The sequence below is a fragment of the Streptomyces sp. NPDC026672 genome, from assembly GCF_040638185.1.
Taxonomy (GTDB): Bacteria; Actinomycetota; Actinomycetes; order Streptomycetales; family Streptomycetaceae; genus Streptomyces.
This window is the reverse complement of the sequence record NZ_JBEZXS010000056.1, coordinates 1-19,517: the sequence shown is the minus strand read 5'-3', so window position 1 is coordinate 19,517 and position 19,517 is coordinate 1. Positions and strand designations below refer to the sequence as shown.

The 19,517-nt window shown below is 73.0% G+C and carries 22 protein-coding genes; 10 read left to right on the top strand and 12 right to left on the bottom strand.

Features of this window, described 5'->3' with window-relative positions; genetic code table 11:
• The first annotated feature begins 395 nt into the window (after positions 1-395).
• From AB0F77_RS38270 to AB0F77_RS38250, 5 genes are read left to right on the top strand one after another with little or no spacing between them, the layout of a single operon-like run.
• Positions 396-2,057, top strand: coding sequence for an ATP-binding protein (locus AB0F77_RS38270; RefSeq protein WP_361957895.1), 1,662 nt, complete (start codon positions 396-398; stop codon positions 2,055-2,057).
• A gap of 52 nt (positions 2,058-2,109) precedes the next feature.
• The gene (locus tag AB0F77_RS38265; RefSeq protein ID WP_361957991.1) at positions 2,110-2,538 is read left to right on the top strand and encodes a roadblock/LC7 domain-containing protein; all 429 of its coding nucleotides are present in this window, start codon (positions 2,110-2,112) and stop codon (positions 2,536-2,538) included.
• A gap of 2 nt (positions 2,539-2,540) precedes the next feature.
• Positions 2,541-2,918, top strand: coding sequence for a DUF742 domain-containing protein (locus AB0F77_RS38260; RefSeq protein ID WP_361957892.1), 378 nt, complete (start codon positions 2,541-2,543; stop codon positions 2,916-2,918).
• A complete protein-coding gene (locus AB0F77_RS38255; protein ID WP_361957890.1) occupies positions 2,896-3,498 on the top strand; it encodes an ATP/GTP-binding protein in 603 nt (200 codons plus the stop codon). Before AB0F77_RS38260 ends, AB0F77_RS38255 begins: the two co-directional genes overlap by 23 nt.
• Before the next feature lie 32 nt (positions 3,499-3,530).
• Positions 3,531-4,133, top strand: a complete 603-nt coding sequence (locus AB0F77_RS38250) for a GAF domain-containing protein (protein ID WP_361957887.1) — start codon at positions 3,531-3,533, stop codon at positions 4,131-4,133.
• A 128-nt stretch (positions 4,134-4,261) separates the two neighbouring features.
• On the opposite strand, the gene AB0F77_RS38245 is transcribed toward AB0F77_RS38250, so the two are convergent.
• From AB0F77_RS38245 to AB0F77_RS38225, 5 genes are all read right to left on the bottom strand, one after another.
• The gene (locus tag AB0F77_RS38245) at positions 4,262-5,494 is read right to left on the bottom strand and encodes an acyl-CoA dehydrogenase family protein (protein ID WP_361957885.1); all 1,233 of its coding nucleotides are present in this window, start codon (positions 5,492-5,494) and stop codon (positions 4,262-4,264) included.
• A 480-nt stretch (positions 5,495-5,974) separates the two neighbouring features.
• A complete protein-coding gene (locus AB0F77_RS38240; protein WP_361957882.1) occupies positions 5,975-6,658 on the bottom strand; it encodes a hypothetical protein in 684 nt (227 codons plus the stop codon).
• On the bottom strand, positions 6,655-8,358 hold the full coding sequence (locus AB0F77_RS38235; RefSeq protein ID WP_361957879.1) for a PHP domain-containing protein: 1,704 nt from the start codon (positions 8,356-8,358) through the stop codon (positions 6,655-6,657). Before AB0F77_RS38235 ends, AB0F77_RS38240 begins: the two co-directional genes overlap by 4 nt.
• A gap of 153 nt (positions 8,359-8,511) precedes the next feature.
• A complete protein-coding gene (locus AB0F77_RS38230) occupies positions 8,512-9,645 on the bottom strand; it encodes an MFS transporter (RefSeq protein WP_361957988.1) in 1,134 nt (377 codons plus the stop codon).
• A 472-nt stretch (positions 9,646-10,117) separates the two neighbouring features.
• Positions 10,118-10,684, bottom strand: coding sequence for a Chromate resistance protein ChrB (locus AB0F77_RS38225; RefSeq protein ID WP_361957876.1), 567 nt, complete (start codon positions 10,682-10,684; stop codon positions 10,118-10,120).
• Positions 10,685-10,853: 169 nt separating this feature from the next.
• Here AB0F77_RS38225 and AB0F77_RS38220 point away from each other — a divergent pair, with 169 nt between their 5' ends.
• The 3 genes from AB0F77_RS38220 to AB0F77_RS38210 all read left to right on the top strand — a co-directional run bounded on the left by AB0F77_RS38220 (position 10,854) and on the right by AB0F77_RS38210 (position 12,610).
• Entirely contained in the window at positions 10,854-11,270 is a 417-nt protein-coding gene (locus AB0F77_RS38220; protein WP_361957873.1) for a BlaI/MecI/CopY family transcriptional regulator, read from the top strand.
• A gap of 12 nt (positions 11,271-11,282) precedes the next feature.
• Positions 11,283-12,221 (top strand): M48 family metalloprotease, encoded by a 939-nt coding sequence (locus tag AB0F77_RS38215; protein WP_361957870.1) that lies wholly within the window; start codon positions 11,283-11,285, stop codon positions 12,219-12,221.
• A 95-nt stretch (positions 12,222-12,316) separates the two neighbouring features.
• Positions 12,317-12,610 (top strand): hypothetical protein, encoded by a 294-nt coding sequence (locus AB0F77_RS38210; protein WP_361957867.1) that lies wholly within the window; start codon positions 12,317-12,319, stop codon positions 12,608-12,610.
• A gap of 27 nt (positions 12,611-12,637) precedes the next feature.
• Here the strand turns inward: AB0F77_RS38210 and AB0F77_RS38205 are convergent, their stop codons facing one another.
• From AB0F77_RS38205 to AB0F77_RS38175, 7 genes are all read right to left on the bottom strand, one after another.
• Positions 12,638-14,074 (bottom strand): HAMP domain-containing sensor histidine kinase, encoded by a 1,437-nt coding sequence (locus AB0F77_RS38205; RefSeq protein ID WP_361957864.1) that lies wholly within the window; start codon positions 14,072-14,074, stop codon positions 12,638-12,640.
• Positions 14,075-14,851, bottom strand: coding sequence for a response regulator transcription factor (locus AB0F77_RS38200; RefSeq protein WP_361957861.1), 777 nt, complete (start codon positions 14,849-14,851; stop codon positions 14,075-14,077). It abuts the gene before it with no gap.
• A 120-nt stretch (positions 14,852-14,971) separates the two neighbouring features.
• Positions 14,972-15,646 (bottom strand): FMN reductase, encoded by a 675-nt coding sequence (locus tag AB0F77_RS38195; protein WP_361957858.1) that lies wholly within the window; start codon positions 15,644-15,646, stop codon positions 14,972-14,974.
• Entirely contained in the window at positions 15,643-16,746 is a 1,104-nt protein-coding gene (locus AB0F77_RS38190) for an LLM class flavin-dependent oxidoreductase (RefSeq protein ID WP_361957985.1), read from the bottom strand. Before AB0F77_RS38190 ends, AB0F77_RS38195 begins: the two co-directional genes overlap by 4 nt.
• A gap of 174 nt (positions 16,747-16,920) precedes the next feature.
• Complete coding sequence (locus tag AB0F77_RS38185) at positions 16,921-17,109, bottom strand: hypothetical protein (RefSeq protein WP_361957855.1); 189 nt, start codon at positions 17,107-17,109, stop codon at positions 16,921-16,923.
• Positions 17,109-17,885: an SDR family NAD(P)-dependent oxidoreductase gene (locus AB0F77_RS38180; protein WP_361957852.1), complete on the bottom strand. Its 777-nt coding sequence runs from the start codon at positions 17,883-17,885 to the stop codon at positions 17,109-17,111. The genes AB0F77_RS38185 and AB0F77_RS38180 overlap by 1 nt, the downstream gene beginning before the upstream one ends.
• A gap of 75 nt (positions 17,886-17,960) precedes the next feature.
• Positions 17,961-18,299, bottom strand: coding sequence for a YnfA family protein (locus AB0F77_RS38175; RefSeq protein WP_361957849.1), 339 nt, complete (start codon positions 18,297-18,299; stop codon positions 17,961-17,963).
• Positions 18,300-18,414: 115 nt separating this feature from the next.
• Between AB0F77_RS38175 and AB0F77_RS38170 the strand changes: the two genes are divergently transcribed.
• Positions 18,415-18,882, top strand: coding sequence for a hypothetical protein (locus tag AB0F77_RS38170; protein ID WP_361957846.1), 468 nt, complete (start codon positions 18,415-18,417; stop codon positions 18,880-18,882).
• Between the two features lie 41 nt (positions 18,883-18,923).
• Complete coding sequence (locus tag AB0F77_RS38165; protein WP_361957843.1) at positions 18,924-19,427, top strand: helix-turn-helix domain-containing protein; 504 nt, start codon at positions 18,924-18,926, stop codon at positions 19,425-19,427.
• Positions 19,428-19,517: the final 90 nt, after the last annotated feature.

Sequence of the window (19,517 nt, the reverse complement as noted above, 5' to 3'; positions counted from 1 at the left end):
ACCATGGTGCACATCGTCCGTACGGCGTATTTGCGGCTGATTGTGATGCCCCGTTTACGCCATCCGCGAGGTACGCACCCCGCCGAACACCCCTACCGAATCGTTTCCGCAGGCCAGTACGTTCCCTTTGTCCCGGTGCGATTACGTCACAGGGGGGAGCGTGGCGTAGGGTGGCTGTCCTATTAACTGTCTGATTCCGTACCGGAGTTGACGGTTGCTTCGCGCTGCGCGCCGTGTGTCCCAGCTCCTTGATCGAGAGGACTCCGATGCCCGAAACTCCGCCCTATGCAGTGCGTTCGGAACCCGATCGGGTCCCGGCGACGGGCTCGGCGCGGAACAGACACGCCCGTCCTCCGACGCACGACGCACCGCTGGATTCGGCCATTCGTTCGCATGTGATCCGCCTCGCCGTGCTCCCCGCGGCGCTCATGGCCGCACTGGCCGCCGCCGTCGTCCTGTTCGTCCTGCTCAGCCAGGAGGGCACCGCCGACGCCGCCACCTGGGCCGTGCTCACCAGCGCCGCCGTCCTCGGCTGCGGCGTACTGGTCGGTGCCGTGATCGCCGGCCGCCGGGAGAGCCGCGGCACCGCGCGGCAGTACGCCGTGCTGCGCCAGGCCGTCGCCGCGGGCCAGGCCGACCTCCAGGACGTCCTGCGCCGCGTGGAGCAGGGCGAGCCGGTCGAGCCGGTGCCGTTCACCCAGCCCGCGCCCGCGCTCACCGACTCGCTCGGCCGCCTCGGCTACGAGATCGGCGTCGGCATGTGGCAGGCGCGCACCGTGCTGGCGCAGGCCGCGCAGGCCCCGCGCCCCTCCGCGCAGGACAGCGAGGAGAAGGTCGAGGTCTTCGTCAACCTCGCCCGGCGCCTGCAGTCCCTGGTGCACCGCGCGATCAACATGCTCGACCAGCTGGAGAACGAGGTCGAGGACCCGGAGCTGCTCAAGGGCCTGTTCCACGTCGACCACCTCGCCACCCGCATCCGCCGCCACGCGGAGAACGTCGCCGTCCTCGGCGGTTCGGTCTCCCGTCGGCAGTGGACCCGCCCGGTGACCCTGACCGAGGTGCTGCGCTCCTCGATCGCCGAGGTCGAGCACTACTCCCGGGTCAAGCTGGTCCCCCCGATCGAGGGAACCCTGCGCGGCCACGCCGTCGCCGACGTCATCCACCTGCTCGCCGAGCTGGTGGAGAACGCGACGATCTTCTCCGACCCGCACACCCAGGTGCTGCTGCGCGCCCAGCGCGTCACCGCCGGGCTCGCCGTGGAGGTCGAGGACCGCGGTCTCGGCATGCCCGCCGCGGAGCAGGACCGCATCAACACGCTGCTCGCCGAGCCGGACCACATCGACCTCAGCAAGCTGCTGGCCGACGGCCGCATCGGTCTGTACGTGGTCTCCGCGCTGGCCCGCCGGCACGGCATCGCGGTGCGCCTCCAGAGCAACATCTACGGCGGTGTCCAGGCCGTCCTGGTCATCCCGCGCGCGCTCATCGGTGACGAGCCGCCCGCCGACGCCGTCCAGCCCGCCGCGCAGGCCCCCGTCGAGGCACCCCGCCCCGCCGCTCAGATCGCCCCGGCCCCGCAGACGCACCAGGCCCAGCAGTACCAGGCCGTGCCGCCCGCGCGGACCACCGCTCCGGCCGGTGCTCCGGCCCACCCCGCGGCCGCCCCGGCGAGCCCGCCCCTGCGGCAGCCGCTGCCGCCCGTCCGGTCCGCGTCCGCCCCGGCGGCGCCGCCCGCGCCCCCGCACGCCCCGGGCGGTCACGGCACCCAAGTCGCGGCCCCCGCCGCACCTTTGGCCACGGCTCCTCCCGCGGCGGCCCCGGCTGTACCCTCCGCCGGGGGGCTCGGGTACGGCGGGAGCGCACGGGAGGACGACCGGCCCAGGCTCCCCCAGCGCCGCGCCCAGGAGAACCTGGTGCCGGAGCTGCGTGACGGCCCCGTCCCCCGCCGGGACGACGACCAGGAGGTCGAGCACGATCCGGGACTGATGGCCATGTTCCGGCGCGGAGTCAGCCTCGCCGACAACGAACCCGACGAGCCTCCCGCCGACAGCTCTCGCTGACCGCAGGCTCCGTTATTACTTGCAGCAAGGAGAAGAACCCCTCGTGAGCGACATGCATGCCGGCCAGCCGAAGAACCTGGACTGGCTCCTGGCCGGGCTCGTACAACGGGTCCCCTACACCCGCAGTGCCCTGTTGCTGTCCTCCGACGGACTGGCCAAGGCCTTCGACGGGCTGGAGACCTCCACGGAGGCGGAACACCTGGCCGCCCTGGCGTCCGGTCTCCACTCGCTCGCCCGCAGCGCGGGCATGCAGTTCGCCCAGGGCGCCGACGTACGGCAGGTGGTGGTCGAGCTGGACACCGCCCTGCTGTTCGTGTGCGCCGCGGGCTCCGGCGCGTGCCTGGCCGTGCTGGCGGACCGCGAGGCCGACGCCGCCGTGCTCGGCTACGAGATGGCGATGCTCGTCAAGAGCGTGCGCCCCTACCTCGCCACGCCGGTCCGGCAAGGAGCCGCCGGTTCGTCGATGGATCCGGGGCGCTGAGCATGTCGGACACCGAGGACGGGTCGTGGCTCGACGACGAGGCGGGGCGCTTAGTACGGCCGTACACCGTCAGTAACGGGCGCACCCGTCCGACGTCGCACTTCGACCTGCTCACCCTGGTGATGGCCACCGGCGTCCAGCCGCAGACCTACCTCGGCCCCGACTACGACCAGGTGCTCGCCCTGTGCGACGCGCCGGTCTCGGTCGCCGAGGTCGCCGCGCACCTGCGGCTGCCCGCGGTCATCACCAAAGTCCTGCTCTCCGACCTCGAGACGCATCAGGCGCTGGCCAAGCGCTCACCGCGTGCCGTCGAGGCGGCCTCCCCGACCGACCGAACCCTCCTGGAGGCGGTGCTGCATGGCCTTCGCAAACGGCTCTGATCCGTTCCCCACCGCTCTGAAGATCCTCATCGCCGGAGGCTTCGGGGTCGGCAAGACCACGTTCGTCGGCGCCGTCAGCGAGATCGAGCCGCTGAGCACCGAGGAGCTGCTGACCTCGGTCAGCGCCCGCACGGACAGCCTGGTCGGCATCGAGGACAAGTCGACCACGACCGTGGCGATGGACTTCGGCCGCATCACGCTGGACAAGGACCACGTGCTGTACCTGTTCGGCACGCCCGGGCAGGAACGGTTCTGGTTCATGTGGGACGAGCTGTCCAACGGGGCGCTCGGCGCGGTGGTCCTCGCGGACACCCGCCGGCTCGACCACTGCTTCGCCGCCGTCGACTTCTTCGAGCGGCGCGGCATCCAGTTCATCGTGGCCGTCAACGAGTTCGACGGCGCCTACCGCTACGAGGCCGACGAGGTACGCGCCGCCCTCGATCTCAAGCCCGACGTACCCGTCGTGATGTGCGACGCGCGGCAGTGCAACTCCGGTACTGGCGTGCTGATCTCACTCGTCCAGCATCTGCTTGCCTCGTCTCCCGGGACTTCGCCCGCGGAGCTTAACCCGTTGCGCTGAGCCCCGGCCCAGCGCGACCGATTGGAGCCTGCATGTCAGCCCCGGTTCCCTACAACGCTCCCGTGTCGTACGACCCGACGAGCCATCTGCTGCTCACGCCCGAGGACCGGGACGCCCCGGCCCGGGTGGCCCGGCTGCGCGAACTCGGCTTCGGCGACACCCCCGTCCCGGAGTTCGACGACTTCGCCCGGAACCTGGCGCAGGTCACCGGTGCCCCGTTCTCGATGGTCAACTTCATCGACGAGAACAGGCAGTACTTCGCCGGTCTGTACGCCGCGGGCCGGCCCGGGGTCGCGCTGGAGGCGGCGCCCCAGCAACAGCAGCAGGTCGGCCGGACGATGACGCGCGACCAGGGGTACTGCCCGCACGTCGTCGTGCGCAAGAAGGCCCTGGTCCTGGAGGACGTCTGCGACTACCCGCGGTTCGCGGGCAACCGGGTCGTCGACGAGATCGGCATCCGCTCGTACATGGGCGCCCCGCTGATCGACTGGAAGACCGGCATGGCCCTCGGCACGATCTGCGTCGTGGACACGGACACCCACCCGTGGGGCCGCGAGGGTCTGGCGACCATCAAGCAGATGGCGCAGCAACTGGTCGAGAAGATCCATGACATGGAGGAGCGGCGCGGCATCTGAGCCGAGCCGTGGCCGGCCGGGGGTCGGCTCTGTCGGGGAGCCGCGGGCACGACGCTGTGTCCGTGGCTCCCGTTGTTCCGGGCCCGTGGTGCCCGTTGTTCCGGGCCCGTGGTGCCCGCCGTGCCGGTTCAGCCCGCGTGACCGGCCGTCTCCAGCCACTCGCGGCGCTGCTGGGGCACGGTCCGCACCACGCCCGACAGCCGCTCTGACCACTGGTTCCTGTCGGTGCCGAGGGCGACCTCGCCCAGCCTGAGCAGTTGGATGTCCGAGGTGCCCGCGGGGGCGTAGATGTGATGGGCGTCGCGCAGATAGCGCTCGACCGGGCGGTCGGTGAACAGGCCGCTCGCGGCGTGGAGTTCCATCGCCTCGCGGGCGGAATCGACGGCCGACTCGTGGTTGAGGAACTTGGCGTTCATCAGTTCCGCGTCGCACGGCAGCCCCTGGTCGAGCAGGTGTACGGCGTGGTAGGCGGCCAAGCGGGCCGTCATCAGCCGTGACTTCATCCTGCCGAGCTTGAGCTTGACGCTGTTGAGGGCGCCGAGGGGGGCGCCGTAGCGCTCGCGCTCGATGCACAGGGCGGTCGCCTCCTCGAAGGCGGCCTGGTGGATGCCGAGGGAGACGGCGGTGAGGTTGGGCCTGCCGTACAGCACGCTCGACGAGTAGGCGACGGCGAGGCCGTCCCCCTCGGCGCCGAGCCGGTTGGCGGCGGGCACCCGGCAGTTGTCGAAGATCAGTTCTCCGAAGCTGAACCCGTGCAGGCCCATGGCGGGCCGGTGGGGGGCCAGGGAGAAGCCGGGTCGGTCGGATTCGACGAGGAAGGCCGACAGCCCCTTGGAGCCCTCTCCGGTGCGGACGACGACACCGTGGACGTCGCCGACGTGGCTGTTGCCGACGAAGACCTTGCGGCCGTTGAGGATGTAGTCGTCGCCGTCACGGACGGCGGTGCTGCCCATGCCGAGGACATGGCCGCCCGACTCGGGCTCGGTGACCGCGATCGTCGGCAGGCAGGCGCCCGCGGCGATGCGGGGCAGCCACTGCCGCTTCTGCATCTCGCTGCCGAAGTGGACGATTTTCGCCACTCCGAGCTGGGACGCCTGCACCATGGCTCCCATCGCCCCGCAGACCCGGGCGAGTTCCTCGATGATGATGGTTTTGGCCAGGTGCCCGGCACCCATGCCGCCGTACTGCCGGCCGATGGTCACGCCGATCCAGCCCTGCCGGGCGATGAGCACCGACAGTTCGTGGGCCACGGCCCGTGACGCTTCCATCTCCGCTATTCGCGGACGTACCTCCCGCTCGGCGAACTCCCGTACGCGGAGCCGCAGGTTCTCGTGCCATCCGCTGGTGAAATAGCGTTCCACAACCCCTCCAGCACGCTGCCTCCGGTTCCGGCCGGAACCCGAGGTCGTTCATCGGGCAGTGGTTCATCGCCCCAGGCTGACGCCCGAATAATTGTCTACTTATCGATCCATCTCAGCCAAGATCACCTTCGTAGGTTGACTGAAACACGGCATCTTGCACCAAGGTGCAACAGTGCGATAAAGACAGCCACTTGCCCGCACCCGGACATGCTACGGAGAGAAACCGCTCAGGGTTGAACAGGGTTCAACGCCGCACGGACACCGGCCTGCCCACCAGGCAATTGCACGGAGGGACAGACCAGTCGGTCCGGCGACAATCAGTCACTTTCCGCCTGGCCGATAAGCGGACGAGGTCCAGTGGCTCCTCGGCCGTCCACCGGCGAAGATCAGCCATCGTCCCAGGGAGCAGACCCGCCACAGCCGCACCAGGATGGCACGGGCGCCACTCCTGACGTCACCCCCCGGAAGGAGTCCGTCCGTTCAGGCGTGATCGGCGCAGCAGGGCGTGGGGTCGGGAACCTCGAAGGGGGCGAGGGCGCCGCCGACGGCCGGGACGAGGGCGAGGGTCAGCCGGCCGTCGCGCCACTCGGGGCGTACGTGCTCACGGGTGAGGACGGGGGTGGCGGGGTCGGGGCCGCCGTCCTCCTCGGGCGTGCCGAGGACGACGACCCGTTCGACGGCGCTGAGCGCGAGCACGTCGGCGACGGTCACCGTGCCGGTGAGGCGGCCGACCCCCGGAAACACCACGGCCCGCCCGGCCACCCGCCCGACGGCCTCCCCCACACCGACGGCAGCGCCCTCGACCGCCGCGGGGTCCCCGAGGGAGACCTCCCGGAACACGGCCCCGAACTCCGGCGACAACACGGGAGCGGGGGCGGGAGCGGGGGCGGACCCCGCGCCCTGCGGTAGGGGTGTCCGGGCGGTCAGTTCTACGACGCGGTGCCACGTGGTCTCGGCCGAACGCTCGTCGGGGAGGGTCAGCGTCAGGGTCGTGCCGCGGCGGTCGGGGGTGCGCAGGAGGTGGGTGCAGACGAGCGCGGTGGCGGGGAGGGCGAGGTGGTCCGCGAGGGCGTGGGCGAGGTGGTCGGCCTCCCGCAGGCTCACCGTGCCGGCGTCCACACCGATGACGGTGCGGACGCCGGACACGTCGGGGAACAGGCTCATGCGGGCAGGACCCACATGGGGTTGGAGTAGAACCACAGGTCCTTCCACGGATCGGCGTCGCCGACCACGTCGATCGCCGGACCCGCCGGGTCGACGGCCCTGCCGCGCAGCCCCACCGCGGACCGGTTGCCGTCGGTGCCGCGCAGCCGCAGGTAGACCGGGCGGTCCACCCGGCCCAGGCCGTACGTCAGCCGGACGCTGCCGGTGGCCCTGTCGACCTCGAAGGACTTCACGACCCTGGTGCTGGGCGTGGTGAAGACGTCCTTGTCGGCGACCCGGCCCGTGACGTCGCCCTGGATGACGTCCACGCGCGCCAGCTTCGGCACGAACTGCGACCAGTTGGGCCCGTTGGCCAGGCCGATCTCGACGACGAGGTCGACGTTGCTGCCGCGCCGCACGTGCAGCGAGCCGCCGAGCGTCACCTCGCGCCCGTTCGACCGCAGCCGCGCGTCCAGCCCGCTGATGAGCCCGCCGTGGTCCACCCAGACCCGGCCGGCCCGGATGCCGTCCATGACCGCCTTGTACGAGAAGGAGGCGGCGCCCACGTGCGTGCGGCTGTACTGGCCCGGCCAGAAGTCCGTGTCCGTGAGGCTCGGACCGCCGCCGTACACCGGGTCGTCGTAACGGCCGTTGGTGTTGAAGTCGCTGTTCGGGCCGCGCACCGAACTGTCGGCGTACACGTTGTGGGAGTCGGAGTTGGCGGTGATCCACCACGGCTTGCCCTCGGCGAGCAGGCTGTCCCACAGACCGCCGACCGTGGCGGTCATCCAGTCGAAGCCGCCCCAGGTGCGGTAGCTCTCCAGCGGGTAGCCGACGAACGAGTCGGCGCTCGGGCCGTTGTCGTAGATGCCGCGCGCGCCGCCCGGGCCCTTCGGGGCGGGCAGACCGCCGGCCTGGTGACCGGGGGCGCCCTCCATGCCGACGGCGATGTCCGGCTGGGCGTCGCGCCAGCCGCGGATCTCGTGCGGCGAGTCGATGCCCTTGCGGGCGGGGTGGTTGGCCAGGAACAGCACGTCCTGGATGGTGCGGCGGCGCTTCTGCTCGGCGAGGAAGCCGAAGCCGGCGATGGCGAGCGCCTCGTTGGCCGCGGTGCCCGCGCCGGCGTTCTTCACGGAGCCGTCGAAGGAGTTCTCGAACTCCTTGAGGACGGCGACCTCGTTCCGGCCGGGGTGGACGAACACCGTGCCGTGCTCGGCGGCCGGGATGTTCCACTCCAGGCCCTGGAAGACCAGGGTGTCCTCGACCCGGTCGCGGGCGGCGACGATGTCGGGGTTGACCTTCTCCACACCGATCCTGGCGTGCTGTTCGCTGCCGTGGTCGGTGATGACCATCCAGTCCAGGCCGTGCGCGTTCGCCTGGCGTACGTGGTCGATGACGCGGTACTTGGCGTCGTTGCTGTACTGGGTGTGGATGTGGTGGTCGCCCGCCAGCCACAGGTAGCCGCCGGAGCGGCCGCCGTGCGCGGAGGCCGGGTGCGGGGACGCCGCGGCCTGGCCGGAGCCGGCGAGCACCCCGCCCGCGGCGAGTCCTGCGCCGAGCAGACCGGTGCGGCGCAGCATGGACCGGCGGGAGAGCTGGCCGGGGGTCAGCTCCTCGTCCGGGACGGACAGGTCGAGCGCGGGCGGCAGCGAGGTGTGCCCGCCGTCGCCGTGGTCGTGCTGGTGATGGTGCCCGTGGTCGTGTCTGTGACCGTGACTCATGTTCAACTCCCGCGTACCGCAGGGATGTTCGGGACGCCAGGAGTCTGCAAAGGACCGGTGAACAGTGGGGGTCGGGGTGATGGTGGGGCAGGGAAACCCGGATGTGCACCGGTCTTCCGTGCCCCTTACACCTCACGCCTCGCCCTTCCCTTCTCACGCCTCCCCGCGGCGGCGGACGAGTCCGGCCAGCGGGCCCACGGCCAGCAGGACGGCGAGCGTCGTGTACCCGTACGGCAGTGAGGCGAGCGTGGCGACCCCCGCGACCAGCAACGGGCCGCCGGCGTCGCCGAGTTCACGGCCGAGTTCGGCGCTGCCCATGGTCCGGCCGAGGCGTTCGGCGGGGGTGGACGCGGCGAGGGCGGCGAAGCCGAGCGGGGTGATCAGGCCGGTGCCCGCACCGGTGAGGACGGCCGCGGTGAGGACACCCGCGAGGCCGGGCAGCGTGGCGCAGCCGAGACCGGCGGCCGTGAGCAGCAGTCCGGCCGTGAGGCCGCCGCGCAGGGTGAGGCGGCCCTCGTCGAGGGCGCGGCCCGCCCTCGGCTGGACGAGCGCGGCGCAGGCGGCGAGCACGGACACGGCGGCGCCGGTGGCGACCGGGCCGAGGCCGGCGGCCCGGCCGGTGACGGGCAGGAAGCCGACGCCGACGGAGAGCGCGGCGGTCGCACCGGCCAGGGCGGCGGTGGGCACGAGGAAGGCCGGGTCGGCGAGCGCGCGGGCGAGGTCGAGGACGGTCTGCCGGGTCCTGGGCAGCGGGGGCACGGCGGGCACCGCGAGGGCGGCCCAGCAGGCGACGGCCGCGCCGAGGACGGCGAGGACCGCGAACAGCAGGCGCAGTCCGCCGGCCCACACGAGGACTCCGCCGAGGAGGGGGCCGAGGGTGTAGCCGACGGACTTGTGGAAGCCGTAGCCGCCGAAGGCCCGGCCGCGCTCGGCGGCGGGGTTGAGGCGGGCGACGAGCGCGGAGGCGGCCGGTGAGAACGCGGAGGCGGCGGCGCCCTGGCCGAGCCGGGCGGCCCACAGCAGGCCGGGGCTGCCGTCGAGGGCGTACAGCGCGGAGGCGAGGGCGAAGCCGACGAGTCCGCCGAGCAGCACGGGACGGGCGCCGACCCGGTCGGCGAGGGCCCCGAACACGGGCTTGAGCACGACCTCGGCGCCGTCGTACAGCGCGAGCAACCCGCCCAGGACCAGCAGGGACGTCACGCCGTCGGAGGAGAAACCGCCGAGGTTCGCGGCGATCCCGTGCGCCCCGAAGGCGGTGGTGAACCCGGCGGCGTACAGCGGCCACATGACACGAGCAGGAGCGGCCTCGGTCATGGCCCGCCCGCCGGTGTCCAGCGGGACACCGCCCAAAGCCCCTTGCCTACGACCGAAGTCACGGCCAGGGTCGAGGCCGGGGCAAGAGCCGGGGCCGGGACCGGGACAAGGGCCAGGGTCGGGGTCGGGGCCAGGGCCGGGGCCAGGGCCGAGGTCGGGGTCGGGGCCGAGGTCGGGGCCAGGGCCGAGGTCGAGGTCGAGGCAAGAGCCGAAGTCGGGGCTGTCGCGGTCGGGGCCGGCGTCGCGGTCGCGGCCGAAACCACGGTCACGGCCCGAACCGCGGTCACGGCCCGAGCCACCGGCACGGCCCGAGCCACCGGCACCGCCGGAGTCGCGGTCACAGCCCGAACCACCGTCACGGCCCAAGTTGGGGTCACGGCCCGAGCCACCGGCACGGTCCGAGTCGTCGCCGGAGTCGCGGTCGCGGCCCGCGCCACCGCCGGTGTCACGACCCCTCCCCCGGTGCCCCGTGCAGGGCGGCGAAGACGCGGTTGGCGTAGTCCTCGCAGGCCGCCGCGCACTCCCTGAGGCGGCGGGCGGCCTCGGGGGCCCGCGGGGCGCCGAAGACGTCGCGGACGGTGAGGTCCCGGTGCCAGCGGCGCAGGCGTTCCAGGGACTGTTCCTCCTCCTCCAGTTCGGCGAGGGTGAACTTGGCGATGCGGATCTCCTTCGCCAGTTCCTCCTCGAACTTGCCGCAGTCGGCGAGGAATTCGCCCCACTCGGCGGACCGCTCCGCCGTGAACAGGGCCTGGAAGCGCGCGGCGTCCTCGGGCCCGCGCCCCGCGGCGGTGAGCGTGACGGCCTGGCCGTCGGCCTGCTCGGCGAGCGCGACGGCCCGCGCCACCCCGTCGGCGAAGACCGGCACGTCCGGTACGGCCCACACGCCCTGCCCGAGCGAGAGCGCGCCGATCTTGCGCAGCTCGCGCCAGACGGCCACCCGGTGCCGGGTGGGCTCCGCGGGCACCTTGATCACGAGGACGAGCCAGCGCCCCGGCGTTCCAGACTTCGACACACTCGAAAATGTAGCAGGCGTTACATCGGCACCATCGACGGCTGTTGGCGCTCGGGGGCACCCAGGTGGCACACTCGGGGACGGCAAACCATCTACACGCGCGTAAAAGATCGTGCAGGGCAGGCGATCGGCACGGGCGCCGACGGACGACCGGGAGAACAGCGACCGCATGACAGCCGACGCACCGGGCCGCGGCCCCAAGCGGGCGAACGGCGTCCGCGAGAGCCAGCTCCTCGACCTGCTCCAAGGGGCCGGCACCGCGCTGACCCCCGGCGAGGTCGCCGCACGCCTCGACGGCGAGCTGACGTACAGCAGCGTGGTGACGATCCTGACCCGTATGCACACCAAGGGCCTGCTCAGCCGGGTCGCACGCGGCCGGGCCTACGCCTACTCGCCCGTGACGGACGACGCCGGCTTCGCCGCGCGCCGCATGCGGACGGTCCTGGAGGGCCGCCCCGACCGCGAGGCGGTGCTCGCCCGGTTCGCCGACGAGCTCTCCGGCGCCGACGCCGACCTGCTGCGCCAGTTGCTCGGTCCCGACCTGGACCCCGGCGGACCGGCGTCCGGCCGACCGTCCGGACGATAGGGGGTACGGCCCATGCGCATCGCCGTCTACGTACCACTGCTGCTGTCGCTGCTCGCCCCGCTCGGCGCCCGCCCGCTGACCGAGCGCTGCGAACCGCGGCTGGCCACCTGGCTGCTCACCGTGTCCTCACTGGTGCTGGGCACGGCGACCACGATCTCCCTGGGGCTGCTGGCCGCCGCCGGGCTGGTCCGCCTGCCGCTGCTGGCGGGGCTCGGGCACTGGTCGGCGAGCGGCGCCCGGGACGCCGACCCGGCGCGCGGGGCCGTCGCCCTGGCCGCCGGGCCACTGCTGGTCGCGGCGCTGGTGACGGTCGCCCGGATGCTGTGGCGGCGGGCCCGCACCCTGACCGCGGCCACGCTCGACGCGGCGTGCATGCCCGCGCACGACGGGCTGGTGGTCGTGGAGGACGCGGCCCCCGACGCGTACGCGCTGCCCGGACTGCCCGGCCGGGTCGTGGTCTCCCGGGGCATGCTCGACGCGCTGCCCGAGGGCGAGCACGAGATCCTGCTGGCGCACGAGCGGGCCCATCTGGCCGCGCACCACTACGCCTTCGTCACGCTGGCCCAACTGGGCGCCGCCGCCAACCCGTTGCTGCGGCCGTACGCCAGTGCGGTCGGCTACACGATCGAGCGCTGGGCGGACGAGAACGCGGCGGCGGGCACGGGCGACCGCCGGCGGGTGGCGCACGCGGTGGGCCGGGCGGCCCTGGCGAGCCACCGCCGACCGCCGCTGACCCGCCTCACGGACGCGGCCCTGGGCATCCTCGGCCGGGGCCCCCTGACCAAGGCGGGCCCGGTCCCGCGCCGGGTGGCCGCGCTGCTCGCCCCGCCGCTCCGCCGGCATCCGGGGCTGACGGCGGCGACCGCCGCGGTGCTCGCGGCGGCGACGCTGACCACGACCGAGGCCGCCCACGACCTGCACGTCCTGCTCATGGGCATCGGGGCATGGTGACGACACCCCCGACGCCTGCGGGCGTACCGCCCCCGGAGCCTCCGTATCGTGGGTTTCCGACCGTCCACCGCCACACGTCCGCTCACGGGGGGATCATGCACGGCACCGAAGCGCAGAAGGCGCCCCAGCCCCGTACGGACGTGCCGGTGACCGGGGCGGGACTCGCGCCCACGGTCGCGGTCCTGGTGGTGAGCCTCGTCATCGCGGGCGTCGGGGTCTACGAGCTGTGCGGCTTCGGCCTCCACAGCCTGGACCGCCGCCCGCATCTGTTCAGCGACGGCCTCGCCACGGGCGGGGTGATCGTGGCGGTGGTGGCGGCGGGCGCGTCCCTCGGCAACCTCATCTGGCACCTGGTGACGGCCCACCGCGAGACACCCGAGCGGGACTGACCTCGGGCCGCGTCGTCGGACGGCACGTCACCGCCGGCGCCAGGGATCCGAGAGTACGCCGCCCACGGTGAAGCCGATCACCGAGCCGCCGCCCTCCCGGCAGAAGGCGAAGGGGGCGCCGCCGTGGGACGTGGCCACCTCCCGGACGATGGACAGGCCGAGGCCGGAGCCGGGCTGCGCGCGGGCGTCGGCGGCGCGGTAGAAGCGGTCGAAGATCCGCACGAGGTCGCCGTCGGCGATGCCGGGTCCGCGGTCGCGGACCTCGACGCGCACGGTCCCCGGCCGGGTCGGCCCGGTGACGTCGACCTCGATGGGCGCGGTGCCGCCCCGGTCGAACTTGGCCGCGTTCTCGACCAGGTTGGACATCGCCCGCTGGAGCATGCCGGGCCGCCCGTCCGTGGTGGTGTCGCCGCTCGCCCGCAGCACGATCTCCCGCCCGGTGCGCCGCCGGGCGAGGCCCACCACCTCCTCGGCGAGGTCGGCGAGGTCCACCCGCTGCGGCGGCTCGGCGTCCGACTGCCCGGCCGCGAGATCGACCAGCTCGTTGACCAGGTCGGTCAGTTCACGCGCCTCCTGGGTGAGGTCGGCGACCAGTTCGTCCCGGGTGTCCGGCGGCAGCTCGTCGATGCGGCGCAGCAGGGAGATGTTCGTGCGCAGGGACGTCAGTGGCGTGCGCAGTTCGTGCCCGGCGTCCTGCACCAGACGCCGCTGGTCCTCCTCCGACTGGGCGAGCCGGCCCAGCATCCGGTCGAAGGCGCGGCCGAGGCGCCCCACCTCGTCGAGCCCCGCGACGGGCACCTCGATGCCCAGCCGCCGGGTGCGGGCGACGTCCTCGGCCGCCGAGGTGAGCACCACCAGCCGCCGGGTGATGCGGCGGGCCAGCCACCAGCCGAACAGCCCCGCGCCCACCACGACCGCCGCCATCAGCGTCAGCGTGCGCTGCTGGAGCGCCCGCAGCAGGTCCTCGGTGTCGCTGTACTCCTGCGCGACCTGCACCCCGCCCCGCCCGTTCCCGAGCGCGACGGTCGCGATCCGGAACAGGTCCTCGCCGACCCGGACGTGCTCGTACTGCACGGTCCGCCCGGCCTCCGACGCCCCCGCGACCGCCCGGTCCCCGGCGGTGACGGGCAGCACCGGACTGCCGTTGTCGACGATCTGTCCGCCGGGGCCCAGCACCTGGACGTCGGTGCGGCTGGGCCGTACGAGGTCGTGCCCCGGCCGGGAGGAGCTGAAGTCGTCCGGCACCATCTCGTGCTGCCGGACCTCGTCCCGCACGTCCTGCACGACCTGCGTGAACACGGACTGCTGGTCGACGCGGACGAGCCGGGCCGCGGCGCCGTACGACAGGATGCCGACCAGGATCGTGACGGCGGCGGTGACGGCCGCGAAGGACACCGCGAACGTGGTCCGCAGGGAGACCAGCTTGGGCCGGCGCCGGGCGAGCACCCGCCGCAGGCGGCCCACTCAGTCCTCCCGCAGCACGTAACCCACGCCCCGGACGGTGTGGATCAGCTGCGGCGCGCCGGGTTCGTCGAGCTTGCGGCGCAAATAACCGACGTACACGGCGAGGTTCTTGGAGCCGGGGCCGAAGTCGTAGCCCCAGATGCGGTCGTAGATCGTGGAGTGGTCGAGGACGATGCCCGCGTTGCGCACCAGCAGTTCCAGCAGCTCGAACTCGGTGCGGGTCAGCTCCAGCTCGCGCCCGCCGCGCCAGGCCCGGCGGGCCTGGAGGTCCATGAGCAGCCCGGCCGCGCCGACCTGCCGGTCGGAGGTCTGCCGGTCGGGAGCCTGGCGGTCGGAGGTCTGGCGGTCAGGGGTCTGCGGCGTCCCCTTGGCAGGCTCGGCCGCGGCGCCCGTGTTCCCGGCGGTCACCGGGCTGGTGCGGCGCAGCAGGGCGCGCAGCCGTGCGAAGACCTCCTCGACGTCGAAGGGCTTCACGACGTAGTCGTCGGCGCCCGCGTCGAGTCCGGCGATCCGGTCGGCGGTCTCCACCAGCGCGGTGAGCATCAGGATCGGCGTGCGGTCCCCCTCGGCGCGCAGCACCCGGCACACCTGGAGGCCGTCGATGCCGGGCATCATCACGTCCAGGACGAGGACGTCGGGGGCCGTGCGGTGGGCGTGCGCCAGCGCCTCGACGCCGTCGGCGACCGCGGTCACCGCGTAGCCCTCCAGGGTCAGCGCCCGCTCCAGGGCGTGACGGATGGCGCGGTCGTCTTCGGCGAGCAGCACAGTCTGGGGCACGCACCCAGTCTGCCAAGGCCCCCGGCGGTTCGGCCGTGACGAATGGGCCTACGATCACCCTTTTTACCGGGCTCTCACCGTCACGGACGCAACCGCCGGGCGTCCCGCGTGCGCCGGAGGTCAGACCTCGGCGACGCCCAGCCGGGCCAGCTGCTCGGCGAAGGGGACGACCTTCAGGGCGCCGTCGGCGGGCGCGGGCACCGTCGCGCCCCCTCGCCCGTCCACCGCGGCCGTCCCGCCCACCGCGGTCCCGTTCACGGCGCCCGCCGCGCCCGCCGTCCCCGTGAGCGCGGTCATCAGCGCGGCCAGCTCCCCCGCCGCCCGGTCGATCCGCTCGGGCAGTCCCTCCGCGCCCCAGTCCTCCGAGGCCGCGTACACGGCGGTCGGGACGACCACCGCCCGCAGGTAGGCGAAGAGCGGGCGCAGGGCGTGCTCCAGGACGAGGGAGTGGCGGGCGGTGCCACCGGTCGCGGCGACCAGGACCGGCTTGCCGGCCAGGGCGTCCTTGTCGAGCACGTCGAAGAAGGACTTGAACAGTCCGCTGTACGACGCGGTGAACACCGGGGTGACCACGATCAGCCCGTCCGCCCGGCCCACCGCGTCCAGCGCGGCGGAGAGCTCCCGGCCGGGGAAGCCGTTGGTGAAGTGGTGCGCGATCTCCACGGCCAGCTCGCGCAGCTCGACGACCCGGACCTCCACGGGGGCGTGCCGGCCGACGGCGGCGGTGAGCCGGTCGGCCAGCAGCCGGGTGGACGACGGCACGCTCAGCCCCGCCGAGACGACGACGAGCCTCATACGGCACCCACCTCTTCCGAAGCCTCGTTCCGCTCGGCGGCGAGCAGGGAACCGTGGGTCGGTGCGTCCGGCACGTCCGCCGGGCGGCCCTTGGCGAACTCCTCGCGCAGCACCGGCACGACCTCCTCGCCGAGCAGGTCGAGCTGTTCCAGGACCGTCTTCAGCGGCAGGCCCGCGTGGTCCATCAGGAACAGCTGGCGCTGGTAGTCGCCCGCGTACTCACGGAAGCCCAGCGTCCGCTCGATGACCTGCTGCGGCGAACCGACGGTCAGCGGGGTCTGCTCGGTGAAGTCCTCCAGGGAGGGACCGTGCCCGTAGACCGGCGCGTTGTCGAAGTACGGCCGGAACTCGCGCACCGCGTCCTGCGAGTTCTTCCGCATGAACACCTGTCCGCCCAGGCCGACGATCGCCTGCTCCGGGGTGCCGTGCCCGTAGTGGGCGTAGCGCGTCCGGTACAGCTCGACCATGCGCTTGGTGTGGTCGGCGGGCCAGAAGATGTTGTTGTGGAAGAAGCCGTCGCCGTAGTACGCGGCCTGTTCCGCGATCTCGGGCGAGCGGATGGAGCCGTGCCAGACGAAGGGCGGTACGCCGTCCAGCGGGCGGGGCGTGGCGGTGAAGCCCTGCAACGGGGAGCGAAACCTGCCCTCCCAGTTCACCACGTCCTCGCGCCACAGGCGGTGCAGCAGCGCGTAGTTCTCGATGGCCAGGTTGATGCCCTGGCGGATGTCCTGCCCGAACCACGGGTACACCGGACCGGTGTTGCCGCGGCCCATCATCAGGTCGACCCGGCCGTCGGCCAGGTGCTGGAGCATCGCGAAGTCCTCCGCGATCTTCACCGGGTCGTTGGTGGTGATCAGCGTGGTGGAGGTGGACAGCACGAGCCGTTCGGTCCGCGCGGCGATGTACCCGAGCAGGGTGGTCGGGGACGAGGGCACGAACGGCGGATTGTGGTGCTCGCCGGTCGCGAAGACGTCCAGGCCGACCTCCTCGGCCTTCAGCGCGACCGCGACCATGGCCTTGATCCGCTCGTGCTCCGTCGGAGCCCGGCCGGTGGTCGGGTCCGGCGTCACGTCCCCGACGCTGAAGATCCCGAACTGCATGCTCACTCACCCCTCCAGGCTTGTTGACCATTCAACTATACCTGCCCAACACACCCCCGCTCCCCCGTATTCCGGGCACAGCGAACGCCCCCCAAGGGTGCGGGGAACTGCGCGACCAGCCACTACGGGGCCGCGGACGACCGACAACCCGTCGCGCCGCTCACGGCGAAGCCCTCAGTGGCCGTGCCGGACCGCGTAGATCATGACGAACGCCACGATGTGGATGCCGAAGAGGAAGTACGCGAGGAAGTACCAGACCTGCCTCTCGTTCTTCGTCTCCTGGGCCAGCCGGCGCTTCTCCGCCGCGACCTCCGGGGACGGCTCGGCAGCACCGCCGGCGGCCCCCGCCTCGGATTCCGTCATCACACCTCCCGGTGGACCTTCGTGTTCGACGCCTGGGCGCGCGGACGCAGCACCAGCAGGTCGACGTTGACATGGCTGGGCCGGGTCACCGCCCAGGTGATGGTCTGCGCCACGTCGTCGGCGGTGAGCGGCTCGGCGACCCCCTCGTACACCTTCGCCGCCCTCGCCTCGTCCCCGCCGAAGCGGGTCAGCGCGAACTCGTCGGTCCTGACCATGCCGGGCGCGATCTCGATCACCCGCACCGGCCGGCCCACGATCTCCAGGCGCAGCGTCTCCGCGAGCACATGGGCGCCGTGCTTCGCGGCGACGTACCCCGCACCGCCCTCGTACGTGCCGTGCCCCGCCGTCGAGGAGACGACGACCACCGTGCCGTCGCCGCTCGCGTCCAGCTTCGGCAGCAGCGCCTGGGTGAGGTTGAGGGTGCCGATGACGTTCGTCTCGTACATCGTGCGCCAGTCCGCCGGGTCGCCGGTCGCCACCGGGTCCGCGCCGAGCGCGCCGCCCGCGTTGTTGACCAGCACGCCGACCGTCCTGAACGCGGTCGCGAACTCGTCGACCGCGGCCCGGTCGGTGACGTCCAGCTGGTAGGCGGTCGCCGAGTGCCCCGCCGCGGTGATCTCCTCGGCCAGCGCCTCGACACGGTCCTTGCGGCGGGCGGTGACGACCACCCGGTACCCCGCCTCCGCGAGCCTGCGGGCCGTGGCGGCGCCGATGCCGCTGCTCGCACCGGTGACGACGGCGATGCGGGAGGCGGCGGGTGGTGCGGCGGTGGCCATGGATGCTCCTCGGGCGGCGTACGGACGACGGTCTGCGCCCAGGGTAGGTGACAGGGGCACACGTCGTCCGGGCGGTCAGCCGCCGCTGCGGGGCGCCCACATGATCACGGCCATCCCGGCGAGACAGACCAGCGCGCCCGTGACGTCCCAGCGGTCGGGCCGGTAGCCGTCGGCGACCACGCCCCACAGGATCGACCCCGCGACGAAGATCCCGCCGTACGCGGCCAGGATGCGGCCGAAGTGGGCGTCGGGCTGGAAGGTGGCGACGAAGCCGTAGGCCCCCAGGGCGAGGACGCCGCCGGTGATCCACAGCCAGCCCCGGTGCTCGCGCACGCCCTGCCAGACCAGCCAGGCGCCCCCGATCTCGAAGAGCGCGGCGACGACAAAGAGGGCTGCGGAGCGCAGGATCGACATGCGCGCAGCCTGTCATGCCCGCTGTCACCTGATGGACGGCGCCTGCCGCGGGCCGCGCGGGGGATACATCCGTACGTCCATCGGTTCACAGGAGCGGAAGTACGGAGTGGGCGGCATGCGCAGAACGAGGACGCTGGCCCTGTCGGGCGCCGCGCTGGCCGCGGTGGCCACGGCCCAGCCCGTGCGGGCGGACACGGCACCCGAGGCCGATCTGGCCTACCACGGTTCGGCGGTGATGGCCGGGGCCCGGATCGAGGTCCGGCTCACCGCGCACAACCAGGGGCCGGCCGCGGTTCCGGGCGCGAGCGTGCGGCTGCGCTGGTCGGTGCCGCCGGCGGAGCGGCAGACGCTGCCTGACGGCTGTGTCCGCACCGCCGAGCGGGACGTGGTGTGCGCGACGGGGCCGCTGCCCGCCGACGGGTTCGGGGAGCGGATCGCCCTGGACGTGGGGCTGCGGGAGCGCGGTACCGAGGTGACGATGGAGATCGACACGGTGTGGAGCGGCGGCACCGTCGACCGCGACCGCACCAATGACCGCACACGGGTGCTGATCCTCGACACCGGGGACGCGTACCCCTTCTGACCGCCGCGACCGCGCGCGGCACGGACGAGAGGGAGCGGACCATGGACGGGGACGGGGACGGCGCCGAGACCGGGGACGGGGGCACGCGGTCACGGCTGCTGGCGGAACTGTCCACCGTCTCCCGCCGCTGCATGGCGTCGTACACGCTGTTCAACCAGGCCGTCGCCGACCATCTCGGGCTGCACCCCACCGACCTCCAGTGCCTCAACCTGCTGACCCTGGAGACGGACCCGGTGACGACGGGGCGGGTCGCCGAGTTGACGGGGCTGACGACCGGCTCGGCGACCCGCCTGGTGGACCGCCTGGAACGGGCGGGCTACGTCGTGCGCCACCGCGACACCACCGACCGCCGCCGCGTCCTGGTCACCCCGGTCCCGGACCGCATCGCCGAGTTCACCCGCCTCTGGGAACGCGCCGGCGGCACCTGGACCCCCCTCTACACCGACCTGACCACCACCGAACTGACCACCCTGCTCCACCACATGACCCGCACGATCACCTACACGACCGACCGCATCACCCACCTGCGCGAGGGGCGGATCTAGGGCGTGTTTCGAAAGTCCCGCCTGGCCCGCGACGCCTGGCACGCACACTCGCCGCGTTGTCGGAACGCCCAAGTACATCCAGTACGAGGG